The sequence below is a fragment of the Pontibacter sp. GD7 genome (assembly GCF_058216375.1).
In genome coordinates, this window is the sequence record NZ_JBYZMP010000005.1 from 44,291 (window position 1) to 56,713 (window position 12,423).

Consider the following 12,423-nt stretch of genomic DNA (forward strand, 5'->3'; position numbering starts at 1 on the left):
CTGGTGCTATCTTACCTAGTTTAAAGTGTAATGCTTTATTTTAAGTATACGCACCCAATCCATATTAGGGAAAGACTCTTACGGAATAATGCCTGTGGTTTAGCTTGGTTATCAGAGCTGTACTTTACAGTGCAGGTGCGTTAACGGACAAAATAAGGCTTTGGATCATCTGCATCAGGCCGGAAGGGAATACCCCCACATACACCAGAAGTATGGCCAGCAGGGCAATGGCAAAACCACTGACCAGGTAAGCCGAGGGATGCAGTGCCTGTCGCTCACGACCGGTATTGGTCTGGTAAAACATAACCGCGATGACCCGGATGTAATAGTATAAGCCGATCACGCTGTTTAGCGCCAGCACTATCACAAGAAGCCATAGCTCGGTGCGCACGCCTGCAGCCAGAATATAAAATTTGCCTACAAAACCCGCCGTTAAGGGTATGCCAGCCAGGGAAAGCAGCATAGCCGTAAACGCCGCCGCCGTCCACGGACGACGCCAGAGCAAGCCTCTGTAATCTTCTATCCGCTCTGCGTCACGCTCTTCATCAGACAATAAGGTGATAATGCCGAAAGCCCCCAGACTGGTAATGAAATAGGCTACCAGGTAAAAAGTAACGGCCTCGACACCCAGCACATTGCCAGCCAGAAAAGCCACGAGTATATACCCCAGGTGCGCAATAGACGAGTAGGCAAGTATCCGTTTAACATTGTTTTGTAACAGTGCCAGTATATTGCCTACAAACATGGATGCAATGGCAATGATAGTAAAGATCAGGACAAGGGTAGGGTAATTGAATCCTTTTGTCTGGATAAAGAAACGAATAAGCAAGGCTACCATACCGCCCTTGGAGACAGTGGCGATAAATGCAGTAACCGGGGCCGGTGCGCCTTCATACACATCGGGTGTCCACATATGGAAGGGTACTACGCCCAGCTTAAAGCCCACTCCCACGATCATCATCCCGAAGCCTACGATCATGATTAGCGGCACCTGTTGTGAAACGGATAAGTATAACCCGATCTCGTAAAATCCCATCGATCCGGACATGGCATAGATCAAGGCCATCCCAAACAAGAGAAACGCTGAGGACATAGCTGCCATAATCAGGTACTTTATACCAGCCTCGTCGGAGCGTTCGCGGGCACGCAGGTAGGCCACCAATCCATACAGTGAAACGCTTAGAACCTCCAGGCCAAGAAACAGCCCGGCAAAATGCTTGCTGATGACCAAGACGCAGGCACCCAGCGTGGCTAGAATGTGCAAGATGTAATATTCCTCTTTCCGCTCTTCGCGCTGCTCAAAGTATGCATAAGCCAACATAGCCACAAACAGCGAGGAGAGAAGTATCATGCCGATGTAAAACAAAGCGAAACCATCCACTACAAACATTGGGCTTATGTGGTACGGCTCCGGGACGTCTATCTCAAACAAAGAGGTAAATGCAGCAATCAGCGACAGTAGCGTGATGATGTAAATGATCTTGTGATAGCGTTTTACCGCAATCACCAGCATGGTTATCAGAGATGCCATTACAAGTATGAGCAACGGCATCAGGTGTAGAAAATCATTTAAGACCATAAGTGCCTCCTTGGGTTTTTAATTGAGAAAGGGTATCTACAGGTTGTAATATCTGTGGGCGTTGCTCCAACGAAATGGTTTTATCCTCGGGTACATTAGTATAGGCCTGCAACTGTTCGTCGATGGATGGCTTGGCCGTGTCTATGATGGTTTGCGGGTACAGACCAAGCCACAGGAGCAATAGCACCATCGGTACCATGATCAGCATTTCACGGGCAGTAAGGTCATGGATGATATGGTCGGTGAGGTTAGGACCATAAAAAACTTTTTTGAGGATGCGCAGCGAATAGGCTGTGGCCAGCACAACCCCGAACGTCGCGAACACCGTCAGCCAGTTGTTTGCTTGCCAGCTGCCGATCAGGGTCAGAAACTCAGCTATGAAGTTGCCCAGCCCCGGAAGCCCCAGCGAGGCCATCACAAATATCAGGGCGATAACTCCCATTTTTGGTGCATTTGCCCAAAAGCCACCCATCTTCTCAATGTTGCGGGTATGGATGCGGTCGTAAAGTAAGCCTGCCAGTATGAAAAGTGCCCCGGTGCTTAGTCCGTGCGTAATCATCTGCATCACCACACCCTGCAAGGCCAGCTCGTTAAAGGCAAACACACCCAGAATTACAAAGCCCATATGGCTTACAGAAGTATAGGCCACCAGGCGTTTGAGGTCGGTTTGGGAGTAGGCAAGTATGGCGCCGTAGATGATTCCGATCACACCCAGCAGCATAGCCCAGTAAGAAAAAGCTTGCGCCGCCTCGGGAAACAAGGGCAACACAAAGCGCAACAGGCCATATGCTCCGGTTTTCAGGAGCAAGCCTGCAAGTATAACGCTACCCGCTGTCGGGGCCTGCGAGTGCGCATCGGGCAACCACGAATGGAAGGGCACCACCGGTAGCTTCACCAGAAAAGCAGCCAGGAAACCCAGCATCAGCCACATGCCCACAGCAGGGGAAAAGGTGGTACCCAGCAGCTCAAAATAGTTGAAAGTATAAATACCGCTTTGCGCGCCGTGTATAAAGTATAAACTAAGGATGGCCAGGAGCATGAGCAGCCCACTGGCCTGCGTAAAGATGAAGAACTTATAGGCAGCGTAGGTCCGGTTTTCGTGTCCCCAGATACCGATCAGGAAATACATCGGGATCAGCATTACTTCCCAGAAGAAGTAGAACAGGAACAGGTCCATGGTAAGGAACACGCCTGTGATACCGGCCAAAACCCAGAGCAGGTTAAAATGGAAAAAGCCCACTTTGGTGTAGATCTCGTTCCAGGAAACCAGCACTGCCAAAGCACCTAACAGGAAGGTAAGCAGCAGCATCAGCAGGCTCAGGCCATCCAGCGCCAGGTCAAAGCCAATGCCCCACTCAGGTATCCAGGGGATGCTGAGGTTGGCGATCCAGGCTCCTTTTGCCCTTAGAGCGGCGGAAGGCTCCTGCAGCCAGATCCATACTGCCAGGCTCAGGTTTACAAGTATAGCCAACAGTGAGATCCAGCGTGGCAGGGCATCGTTTACCCTACCGGCGATCCAGGCAAGCACACCGCCTGCCATCAGTAGCACGATCATCCAGAGTAGTATCATAGCAGCAGACTTAAGGTTACAATAAGCAGTGCGCCTACCAACATGCCCATCATGTAGGTGCGCAGCATTCCGGTTTGGGTTCGGCTAAAGATTCTGTTGAACCATTGGGCCGTATTGACAAAACCAGTGTACATAAAATCAATTGCATCGTTTCTGTTCAGCCTGGAAAAGAACACGTACGGCCGCACGAATAAGCCATTGTACAGGTCATCGAAGCCCCAGCCTGAATACCAGAAGCGGTGCAGCGCCATGGCAGTCTTATTCCGTTCGAGGCTTTGTGCCAGGTGCGGCTTTTCAAGGTAGAACAGGTAGGCGATGTATATGCCCGACAACGCTACCAGTGCCGCAATCAACTGGAACATCCATTCTACAGCAGCAAGGCTTTCGTTAATGCCTACAACCGGTAGGGCTGGTCTCAGGAAATCGGTGAAAAGCGTGAAGTGGGCGAAGTTGTGCGGAAGCTCGATAAAGCCACCCACCACAGAAAGTATGGCCAGCACCACCAGCGGCATATTCATCCAGAACCCCGGCATGTGACTGATGTGGGTTTTTTCTTCGCCATAAAAGGTGATGAACACCATCCGGAAAGTATAAATGGAGGTAACAAACGCACCCAGCAAAGCCGCTATATAGAATAAGATGTTGCCCTGGTCACTTGCCAAGCCCAGCCACAGGATCTGGTCTTTGCTGTAGAAGCCCGCACTGATAAGCGGCACCGCGGCCAGAGAGGCAGAACCTATCAGAAAGGTCCAAAATACAACAGGCATTTTATGGCGCAGGCCACCCATCTTAAACATGTCGTGCTCGTGGTGCAGGGCCATAATAACAGCGCCGGCACCAAGGAAGAGCAAGGCTTTGAAGAAGGCGTGAATCATAAAGTGAAACACCGCCGCCGACCAGGCACCTACGCCCAGGGCCAGGAACATGTACCCGATCTGGCTGATGGTGGAGTAAGCAAGTACACGTTTTAGATCGTTTTGGGTAAGAGCTGTGAAACCGGCAATTAGCAAGGTGGCAGCTCCAAGAGCACCAACCGTGAACTGCGCAACCGGGGCAAGTTCGAACAGCACAAAGGTGCGGGCTATCAGGTATACCCCGGCCGTAACCATGGTGGCCGCATGTATGAGCGCACTAACCGGAGAGGGTCCGGCCATAGCATCGGGTAGCCAGGTTTGCAAAGGCAACTGAGCCGATTTACCCACAGCACCACCAACCAAAAGCAGCGCCACCAATACGGCTGTCTGCGAACCCACTGACCAGGTTTGCGGTGCCTGGGTAAGAATCTCCTGGATGTTTAAAGTACCGAAATACTGGAACAGCAGGAATAAGCCAATGGCCATGGCCGTGTCGCCGATGCGCGTGATGATGAAGGCTTTTCGGGCAGCGTAGCCGTTGGCAGGCTCCCGGTACCAAAACCCGATCAGCAGGAAGCTGCATAGTCCCACGCCTTCCCAGCCCAAGTATAAAAGCACCAGGTTGTCGGCCATTACCAGCAGCAGCATAGCGCACACAAACAGGTTCATGCTGGCAAAAAATCGAGAGTAGTCATCATCATCAGCCATAAACTCTGCAGAGTATAAATGAATGAGAAAACCCACAAACGTGATGACGAAGATAAATACCATTGTAAGGGCATCTACATGGAAAGCGATACCGGGACTAAAGCCCCCGATGCTGAACCACTGCCATACTTGTTGCTGGTAAACTGTGGCTCCTTCAGAAAGAAACTGTATGCCTACAAGTATGGTGAGCAGTGCTGAGATGCCCACGCTGCCAGCCCCGATTACAGGTACCAGCGCACGCGGCATTTTAAGGCCGATAAGTATGAGCAGGAATGCGCCTAAAAAGGGCAGTGCGGGAATTAACCAGATCAGATTTTCCATAGTGTTATCCTCTCATCCTGCTGGCAGCGTCGCTGTCCAGGGTTTTTAACTGGTGATACAACTGAAGTATAAGCGCCAGGCCCACCGATACCTCTGCGGCTGCCATGGTAAGTATAAAAATGAACATGATCTGCCCATCGGGCTGTGCCCAGCGCATACCGGCAACTATGAAAGCCAGGCCGGCTGCGTTCAGCATGATCTCCACTGAAATGAGCATAAAGATGATGTTGCGCCGGATGAGCAGGCTTATCAGGCCAAGTATAAAAAGTATGGCCGCCAACATTAGTCCGGCCTCCAGGCTAATTCCGTTCATGATGCTGCCTCCTTTTCCAAAAAGCGGTGAATAACTTTTTTCTTCTGACGTCCCAGGTGATAGGCACCTACGATTCCGGCCATCAGCAACATGCCACACAACTCAACCCCCAGTACATAAGGCCCGAAAAGGGCAATGCCCACCTGCCGTGCATCCACCGGGATCGTGCGCGTTTCGGGTACCTCTACCCCCATGAAAATGTAGGCCAGTTCAGCCAGTAATATCAGTGAAAGTATAGATGGACCGATCCAGATGCGGGGTTTTAGCCATTCTTTCTCAGATTTTATCGAATCCTGGTTCAGGTTCAGCATCATGATCACGAAGATGATGAGCACCACGATGGCCCCGGCGTAAATGATAATCTCGAGTGCAGCCATAAACGGAGCCCCAAGCGTGAAGAAAACCACCGAAATGGCCAGAAAGGAAACCACCAGGTATAGCAAGGCATGGATCATGTTATACCTGGTAATGACCATGATGGTGGCAAGTATAGCCACTGCTGCCGCGATGTAAAATGTCAATTCCATAGTGTTAGGGTAATAGGCTTTTGATGTCTACTGGCGGAGCCTCGTTCTCGGCTTCGCCTTTGTCTTTTCCGCCGATGGCCATACCAGCCACTTTGTAATAGTTGTAGCCATGGTATTTGCCTTCGCCGTTTATGAGTAGATCCGGTTTTTCATATACCAGGTTCTGGCGGTTATATTCTCCCATCTCAAAATCGGGGATGAGCTGGATGGCGTAGGTTGGGCAGGCTTCCTCGCAGTAACCGCAGAAGATGCAGCGCGAAAAGTTTATCTGGAAAAACTCCGGGTAGCGCCTGCCGGTCGGGTCTTCGGTGGCCTGTAAGGCTATACAATCCACGGGACAGGCGGCGGCACACAGGTTACAGGCCACACAGCGCTCTCCGCCATCCGGGTCGCGGGTGAGCACGATACGGCCACGCCAACGGGGTGGAAGGTAGTTTTTCTCTTCGGGGTACTGCACGGTGTCACGCTTATGAAAAGCATGTAAAAACGTGAGCCACATGGTACGCAGTAAACTAAACATATTCCTGCTCCTTTCTTTTGTTTGTTATGAGACACTCACAGGTCTGCAAGACGTTGTGAGGTCGGTGTTAATCTTTATCTGTTCTTTCGCATTACCGGGTCCAACCACCCCAACCCCCTCAGAGCTGCGCTCGCAATCTTCGAACTCTCGTTCTCGATTGTCCAAGGCGGGGAGCTTTCTGTACACGATTGTCATCCCCCAGCCCCCTTCGAAGGGGGACTTTTAGTAGTTACTTTAATTAACCGGCATTTTCATAGCTTCTGCCGTTGTGCGGACATGTCGCGACCTGTCCCTACGAGGGTGTAAACCTACCCTTAACCTCTCCGAGGAGGGGAATTACACCTTCGAGTATTCCCCGCCTTAGACAAGGAGGAGTTAGGGGTGGTTATATATTCGTTTCCCATCACCCTGCTAACCGCAGATTTGCAATTCGCCTGCTTGTCGTTCGCTACTGCCTTTGCTATTGCGGATTACAAATCCGCGGTCACTATACTTTCGGATTGCAAATCCGAAAGAGCTGTTGGGCAGTGGCCATCCATTCACTCATTCACTCATTCAAAATTCAATCACCCACTCATTCAAAAATCATTGCTCCAGCCACAACAGTACGCCACCAGTAACCAGCAAATTCAGCAGGGTAAGCGGTAGTAGTATCTTCCAGCCGTACTCCATTAACTGGTCATAGCGGGGGCGTGGGAGTGAGGCACGCAGTAGTATAAATAGGCTGATGAAAGCGAATGTCTTGAGTATGAACCACACGATGGGGGGCAGAAAATCGGGGCCCAGCCAGCCGCCAAAGTATAAGGTTACCACCATGCAGGAGATAAGTGTGATGCCCAGGTACTCCCCGATAAAGAACACGCCGAACTTCATACCTGAATACTCCGAGTGGAAACCGGCGATCAGCTCACTTTCGGCCTCCGGAATATCGAAGGGCAAACGATGGGTTTCGGCGATGCCAGCTATGAAGAAAATGATAAAGCCGAGCAGTTGCGGCAGGAAAAACCACATGCCGCGCTGTGCCTCTACTATCTCACTCAGGTTAAAGGAGCCGGCCATCAGCACCACACCCATCAGCGACAGGCCCATGAACACTTCGTATGAGATCATCTGCGCAGCACCGCGCATGGCACCGAGCAAACTATACTTGTTATTAGAGGCCCATCCGCCCAGGATTATACTATAAGCTCCCATAGAGGAGGCAGCCAGGAAAAAAAGTAGACCAATGTTCAGGTCGGCTACCACAATGCCAGGTGCAAACGGAATCACCACAAAGGCCATCAATACCGAGGCCATTACAATAGCCGGTGCTATCACGAATACCGGCTTGTCGGCGAAAGGCGGGATCCAGTCTTCTTTGAAGAACAGCTTTAATGTATCTGCCAATACAATGAATAAACCAAACGGCCCCGCCCGGTTAGGACCATAGCGGTCCTGCCAGAGTGCCAGCATGCGCCTTTCGAGCCAGATCAGGCCCGCCGCCACGTTCAGCAGCACAAAGAGCACGCCCCCAATGATCAGGAGATAGGTTGATGTTGCTTCTTCCATGATATTTCTCTGTTTAAGATACCCCATGCCGGCAAGGCCGAGAATGGTATTCCGGGCAAGCCAACAGGCAAGCCTGCAGCGCCACGCGCTATAAATGACCCCGTTTTTACAGGGAGCTGGTATGTCTGATCCTCGATCTTAAATGCCAATAAGTCGCCTTCGGCCAGCTTCATCTCATGCGCGTCGTGGCTGTTCAGCATCACGTAAGGTTCTGGCGTACGCTCTAATATCCCCCTGGCGTGGGCACTTAGCTCTTCTGATCCGAAAGTATGGTAAAGCGGCACCAGGAACAGGTGTCCGTCCAGTGGCTGGAAATGCTCCGGGGCCTCGTGGTAATGCGTGCTTTGCGTGGATGGTTTTATCAGCCTGGCACCCGGGTCACCGCCTCGTAAAGGTCCACCAATCTCCAGTTGGTATTTGTTGATAGCTTGCACCGAATTCCATCCCGGCGACCAGTAAAACGGAATGATAGAAGATGGTGCCTGCCCCCTGTATCCCTCCATGGTAAAGCTTAGCGGCGAGTCGGGGTCTTCGGCGGGTTTAGGCTCGCTTACATTATGCACGGCGTTCATGGCGGTGCGGCCGCTGAAGCGGTGGGTGGCACGAGGAATTTTCTGACCGGCAATCCGGAATTCAGCAGGAGGGGTTATCCCTTCCACGCCTTTTAGGCAATCATGCGCCACCACCATTGCCGGTAGCAGGTCGTCAAAACTGTTCCAGCCACGCATGTGCTGGTGCTGCACCTTGTCGGCGAGTTGCATGAGCCAGCGCCAGCTTTCCTGCATGTCTTCGGTGGTAGGGTAAACCTGGTAAAAGCGCTGGGCGCGTCCTTCGTTGTTTACCAGCGTACCATCCGACTCAGCAAATGAACCTGAAGCGAGTAAAATATCCGCATGCTCTGTTGTTTTGTTATGGAGCGAGTCAAGTACCAGAACCTGTTTGCATGCTCCGAAAAACTTGTCTACCTGTGCGGCGCTAGCCCTGCGGTAAAGGTCATTTTCAAGTATGATCACGGTATCCGCATAGCCGTTTTCGATGGCATCAAAGGCAGACTCTAAGCGGTGCCCGCCCAACAAGGCAAGTCCCATGCTGTTGCATTCGGGGGCAGTTAGCATAATGCCCGCGTCCTTGCCTTTTGCCTTGAGGGCATTGGCAATATTGGCGGCGGCTTTGATGATACTTTCGCGGCCGCCGTGTGTGCCGGAGATAACAGCTGGTTTTTGGGCTGCTAACAAGGCCTGTGCAATTTGTCTGGCAAAGCGTTCAGTTTGATCGCTTACATCATGCACGCTTATCTCTTCACCGGCAATTATACTTGCCACCACAAAGCCAAGTCGGGCAATTTCGGCAGGTGTGGCATTATAGGTTTCAGTGGCGATCTCATCCAGTTTCGTAGGTTGGAAAGTAGCTATAAATAGTGGTCCTTTTTTGTCTTGAATCAGTTCCCGAACAGCTGCATCCTGCCACAATGGGATTTTTGCCTTTGGCGCCTCTTCCTGCATGGGCTGTTGTCTTACCGCCTGCCTTACGGCCAGGTCCAGCATGGGGGCAGTGTTGGTAAGGTCTTCGCCTAGTATAATCACAGCGTCGCAGTGCTCCACCTCACGCAAAGACAGCACATGCGCATCCGTTGTTTGCAGTACCTCCAGGTTAAATTCAACCAAATCATGCTCTGGTTCCGATACGCCCTGGTAAAAGTGGTCATCGCCAACCAGCGTTTTAAGTGTAAAATTAGACTCCAGTGATGCCCGTGGTGAGCCAATGCCTATCACTTTACCCGACTGCATTAGCTTTGCCGCTGCTTCCAGGGCTATCTCTTTGGTGGTAGATTCGGGTAATTTGCTTCTGACCAAAGGCTTCTGGATACGGCTGGCACTGTTTACGAACTCATAGCCAAAGCGGCCCCTGTCGCAGAGGAAGTAGCCGTTCACCTGGCCGTTGTAGCGTGTGGTAATGTTGCGCAGGGTGTCGTACCGTTCGCCGGCAATGGTGTTGCAGCCCAGGCTGCAATGCTGGCAAACAGATGGCGCCGTGGTGAGGTCCCATTTACGGGTATAATGTTCTTTTAAAGTCTTGTCGGTAAAAACTCCGGTTGGGCACACTTCGGCCAGGTTACCGCTGAACTCGCTCTCCAGCACGCCGTCCTCATGGCGGCCAAAGTATAAATGGTTGTGTGCGGCAAATACGTCCAGGTCCTTGCCGCCGGCATAGTCTTTATAGTAACGCACGCAGCGGTAACACTGTATGCAGCGGTTCATCTCATGGTTCAGAAAAGGCCCAAGGTACTGGTTGCGGTAGGTGCGCTTTTCGAAGGTATACTTGCGGTAGTTGTGGCCGGTCATTACAGTCATGTCCTGCAGGTGGCAAGAGCCGCCCTCGTCGCACACGGCGCAATCGTGTGGGTGGTTGGTCATGAGCCAGCCAATTACATGGTTGCGGAAGTCCTTGGCCTGCGGGTTCTGGATGGAGATGCGCATGCCTTCCCGCACCGGCTCCATACACGACATGGTTAGTTTTCCGATGGTGTCATCCTCGTCCTTGAAGACCTTTACAGCGCATTGCCTGCAGGCACCTACTGAGCCCATGGCCGGGTGCCAGCAGAAGTATGGCAGGTCTTCGCCGAGGCCCAGGCAGGCCTCCAGCAGGTTCTTGCCCGGCGTTACCTTAAAGGGGTGGCCGTCTATGTAGATCGTTACCTTTGGTGCTACTTCTTCCATGGACATTTTTTTTCGGTGATATGCCTTTCAAAATCTTCTCTAAAGTATTTTAAGGCGCTTTGCAGCGGTTCCATTGCGCCGGGGGCCAAAGCGCAGAAGGTATTGCCAGGGCCTAAATATTTTGTATGAAAATCGAGGATGTTCATGTGTTCGGGTTTGCCTTCGCCGCGCTCCATGGCCCTTAGTACTTTCTCAACCCACGGCAGGCCCTCGCGGCAAGGCGTGCAGAATCCGCAGGATTCCTGCGCAAAGAAATGCTGCAGGTTTAGCACAAATCCAACCGGGCAGGTTTTGTCGTCGAGTACGATCATGGTACCTGTTCCCATGCGGCTACCCACTTTGGCCACCGAGCCGTAATCCATTTTTACGTCCAGGTGATCTTCCACCAGGAAATCCGTGGAGGCGCCACCAGGCAGCAAACCCCTGAAACGAAGGCCGTCTTTCATACCACCGGCATACTCTTCCAGCAGTTCACGCACGGTAACGCCCATGGGCAATTCCCAGACGCCGGGCCGTTTAACCCTGCCGCTTACGCCGTACATCTTGGTGCCGGCATCTTCGCTTCTGCTCAGGCCTTTAAACCATTCCGCGCCTTTGTTCACGATGTGGGGCAGGCAGCAAAGCGTTTCCACGTTGTTCACAATAGTTGGCCTGCCATACAAACCGCTTACCTGTGGGAATGGCGGTTTTGCACGAGGGTTTGCCCGCTTGCCTTCCAGGGCGTTGAGCAAGGCGGTTTCTTCGCCGCACATGTAGCGGCCAACGCCGGTATGCAGGTGCATGTCCAGGTTAAAGCCGGTGCCAAGTATATTTTCGCCGAGGTAGCCAGCATCGTAGGCTTCCTGTATGGCTTTGGTGATTTCGTGGGCAGCCAGTTTATAGGCCCACCGCAGAAAAACGTATGAAATGTTTGCCTGAATAGCATAGGATGCCACGATCATTCCCTCGATCAACTGGTGCGGGTTTCCTTCCAGCAGCAGGCGGTCTTTAAAGGTGCCCGGCTCCATCTCGTCGGCGTTGGCAACCAGGTATTTCGGCCCTGGTACATCCATCGGCACAAAGCTCCATTTCATGCCTGTGCTAAAGCCAGCACCGCCACGACCCTTCAGGTCAGATGCTTTTACAAGCTCCGTTACTTCGGCGGGTGTCATCTGCTTCAGGGTTTTGCGCACCGACTCGTAGCCACCCACTTTCTCATACTCTTTTAAGCTGAGTGGCTGCCGGCCTGCTACTATATGTTGGGTCAGGGGTGTTTCCATGGTTGCCATGCTTTTGATTAGGCGTATTTGTTAAGTATCGCGTCAAGCTGTTCGGGCTGCAGGTCCTGGTACAGGTCGTTGTCTATCATCAGGGCAGGGGCCCGGTCGCAGCAGCCGAGGCAGACATTCGGCAACATGGTAAAGCGTCCGTCGGGGGTAGTTTGCCCATACTGTATGCCAAGTTTGGCAGTTAAGTACTCCCGCAGATTTTCGTAGCCTACTACCCAGCAACTGATGCTGTCACAGACAAGTATCATGTGCCTGCCCACCGGTTGCCGGAATATCAGGTTATAGAAGGTGGCCACACTGTCCAGTTCCGCCGGAGACATGTCCATCAGGTCTGCAACGGCTTTCAGTGTATCATCCGATACCCAGCCACGCTGCTGCTGCACCACTTTAAGCGCCTCGATGCAGGCTGCCTTTTTTACCGGCACCAGCGATATCTCGTGCTCGATCTTCTGTATTTCCTCTGCGGTTAGTGCTTCCATGGTTCAAATGTTAGATTTT

10 protein-coding genes are annotated in these 12,423 nt (G+C 52.1%); all 10 read right to left on the bottom strand.

Translation table 11 applies throughout. The features are described from left to right. Window positions 1-124 precede the first annotated feature (124 nt). On the bottom strand, window positions 125-1,579 hold the full coding sequence (locus AC4BAP_RS09305) for an NADH-quinone oxidoreductase subunit N (protein WP_490582363.1): 1,455 nt from the start codon (window positions 1,577-1,579) through the stop codon (window positions 125-127). After that, window positions 1,566-3,149, bottom strand: a complete 1,584-nt coding sequence (gene nuoM, locus AC4BAP_RS09310) for an NADH-quinone oxidoreductase subunit M (RefSeq protein WP_490582364.1) — start codon at window positions 3,147-3,149, stop codon at window positions 1,566-1,568. Before nuoM ends, AC4BAP_RS09305 begins: the two co-directional genes overlap by 14 nt. Beyond that, the gene (gene nuoL, locus AC4BAP_RS09315) at window positions 3,146-5,032 is read right to left on the bottom strand and encodes an NADH-quinone oxidoreductase subunit L (RefSeq protein WP_490582365.1); all 1,887 of its coding nucleotides are present in this window, start codon (window positions 5,030-5,032) and stop codon (window positions 3,146-3,148) included. The genes nuoM and nuoL overlap by 4 nt, the downstream gene beginning before the upstream one ends. A gap of 4 nt (window positions 5,033-5,036) precedes the next feature. After that, window positions 5,037-5,345, bottom strand: coding sequence for an NADH-quinone oxidoreductase subunit NuoK (gene nuoK, locus AC4BAP_RS09320; RefSeq protein ID WP_490582366.1), 309 nt, complete (start codon window positions 5,343-5,345; stop codon window positions 5,037-5,039). Further along, a complete protein-coding gene (gene nuoJ, locus AC4BAP_RS09325; RefSeq protein ID WP_490582367.1) occupies window positions 5,342-5,872 on the bottom strand; it encodes an NADH-quinone oxidoreductase subunit J in 531 nt (176 codons plus the stop codon). The genes nuoK and nuoJ overlap by 4 nt, the downstream gene beginning before the upstream one ends. A 4-nt stretch (window positions 5,873-5,876) precedes the next feature. Beyond that, window positions 5,877-6,392, bottom strand: a complete 516-nt coding sequence (gene nuoI / locus AC4BAP_RS09330; protein WP_490582368.1) for an NADH-quinone oxidoreductase subunit NuoI — start codon at window positions 6,390-6,392, stop codon at window positions 5,877-5,879. Between the two features lie 585 nt (window positions 6,393-6,977). After that, a complete protein-coding gene (gene nuoH, locus AC4BAP_RS09335; RefSeq protein WP_490582369.1) occupies window positions 6,978-7,940 on the bottom strand; it encodes an NADH-quinone oxidoreductase subunit NuoH in 963 nt (320 codons plus the stop codon). Then, window positions 7,910-10,657: an NADH-quinone oxidoreductase subunit NuoG gene (nuoG, locus tag AC4BAP_RS09340; RefSeq protein ID WP_490582370.1), complete on the bottom strand. Its 2,748-nt coding sequence runs from the start codon at window positions 10,655-10,657 to the stop codon at window positions 7,910-7,912. The genes nuoH and nuoG overlap by 31 nt, the downstream gene beginning before the upstream one ends. Next, the gene (gene nuoF, locus AC4BAP_RS09345; RefSeq protein WP_490582371.1) at window positions 10,645-11,916 is read right to left on the bottom strand and encodes an NADH-quinone oxidoreductase subunit NuoF; all 1,272 of its coding nucleotides are present in this window, start codon (window positions 11,914-11,916) and stop codon (window positions 10,645-10,647) included. Before nuoF ends, nuoG begins: the two co-directional genes overlap by 13 nt. Window positions 11,917-11,933: 17 nt before the next feature. Next, the gene (gene nuoE / locus AC4BAP_RS09350; RefSeq protein WP_490582372.1) at window positions 11,934-12,404 is read right to left on the bottom strand and encodes an NADH-quinone oxidoreductase subunit NuoE; all 471 of its coding nucleotides are present in this window, start codon (window positions 12,402-12,404) and stop codon (window positions 11,934-11,936) included. Window positions 12,405-12,423: the final 19 nt, after the last annotated feature.

Bases quoted from the DNA above. Each gene is read 5' to 3' on its own strand.
- AC4BAP_RS09305 (WP_490582363.1), bottom strand. From the start codon at position 1,579: ATGGTCTTAAATGATTTTCTACACCTGATGCCGTTGCTCATACTTGTA.
- nuoM (WP_490582364.1), bottom strand. From the start codon at position 3,149: ATGATACTACTCTGGATGATCGTGCTACTGATGGCAGGCGGTGTGCTT.
- nuoL (WP_490582365.1), bottom strand. From the start codon at position 5,032: ATGGAAAATCTGATCTGGTTAATTCCCGCACTGCCCTTTTTAGGCGCA.
- nuoK (WP_490582366.1), bottom strand. From the start codon at position 5,345: ATGAACGGAATTAGCCTGGAGGCCGGACTAATGTTGGCGGCCATACTT.
- nuoJ (WP_490582367.1), bottom strand. From the start codon at position 5,872: ATGGAATTGACATTTTACATCGCGGCAGCAGTGGCTATACTTGCCACC.
- nuoI (WP_490582368.1), bottom strand. From the start codon at position 6,392: ATGTTTAGTTTACTGCGTACCATGTGGCTCACGTTTTTACATGCTTTT.
- nuoH (WP_490582369.1), bottom strand. From the start codon at position 7,940: ATGGAAGAAGCAACATCAACCTATCTCCTGATCATTGGGGGCGTGCTC.
- nuoG (WP_490582370.1), bottom strand. From the start codon at position 10,657: ATGGAAGAAGTAGCACCAAAGGTAACGATCTACATAGACGGCCACCCC.
- nuoF (WP_490582371.1), bottom strand. From the start codon at position 11,916: ATGGAAACACCCCTGACCCAACATATAGTAGCAGGCCGGCAGCCACTC.
- nuoE (WP_490582372.1), bottom strand. From the start codon at position 12,404: ATGGAAGCACTAACCGCAGAGGAAATACAGAAGATCGAGCACGAGATA.